This window comes from Jatrophihabitans lederbergiae (genome assembly GCF_031845305.1).
Classification (GTDB): domain Bacteria; phylum Actinomycetota; class Actinomycetes; order Mycobacteriales; family Jatrophihabitantaceae; genus Jatrophihabitans_A; species Jatrophihabitans_A lederbergiae.
In genome coordinates, this window is record NZ_JAVREH010000182.1 from 1 (window position 1) to 1012 (window position 1012).

Consider the following 1012-nt stretch of genomic DNA (forward strand, 5'->3'; position numbering starts at 1 on the left):
GGTTGCTTTGGTGAGGATTTCGTCGGCGGTCTTGGTCCAGGTGAACGGCTGGCAGCGTTCGTTCCAGGCGTCGATGTAAGTCTCGATTGCGGCGATGAGGTCCTTGACGCTGGTGAAGGTGCCGCGGCGGATCGCCTGACGAGTGATGATGCCGAAGAAGATCTCGACCATGTTCAGCCACGACCCCGACGTCGGGGTGAAGTGCATCGTGATCCGCGGGTTGTTCGCCAGCCACGCCTGCACGGCCGGGTGCTTGTGGGTGGCGTAGTTGTCCACGATCAAGTGCAGCTTGACCCGCGGGTAGGCCTTCGCGACCTGCTTGAGGAACTTGAGAAACTCGTCGCTGCGGTGCCGCGGGTAGCAGGCATCGGTGATCTTGCCGGTGGCGATCTCCAAGGCCGCGAACAGAGTCGTAGTGCCGTGGCGGACGTAGTCATGCGTCGCCTTCTCCGGCAGCCCTGGACGCATCGGCAAGATCGGCGCGGTCCGGTCCAAGGCCTGGATCTGGCTTTTCTCGTCGATCGAGAGCACGACCGCCTTCTCCGGCGGGGCCAAATACAGGCCGACCACGTCGCGGACCTTCGCCTCAAGGTTCGGATCGGTGGAGAACTTGAACGTCTCGCGCCGCCAAGGCTGCAGCCCCCACTTGCGCCAGATCCGGGCCACCCACACATTCGAGATGCCACCCAGGTGATCTGCCAGCAGCCTGCTCGACCAATGCGTCACACCCAGCTCTTCCGGCGGCGACTCCAACGTCGCCAGCACCACCGCCACCTCGTCGACCTGCGCCGGCCGACCCCGTTTCGGTCTGTCCTCCAGGCCCGCGATTCCCTCGGCGGCATAGCGCTTCTTCCACGCGATCACCGTCGGCTTGGACACCCCAACCCGATGCACGATCTCGTTCGTCCCGACACCCTCGTCGGCCAGCAACACGATCCGCGCTCGCTGGGCCAACCCCGCCGGCAGCGACGGCGTCCGCGTCCAACGGGTCAACTCGGCGCGGTCCTCAGCG

The 1012-nt window shown here is 65.3% G+C and carries 1 protein-coding gene; it reads right to left on the minus strand.

What is annotated here, in order from left to right:
* The coding region (locus RM423_RS24860; protein WP_311425717.1) for an IS630 family transposase at positions 1 to 1012 on the minus strand (1012 nt) is incomplete at both ends.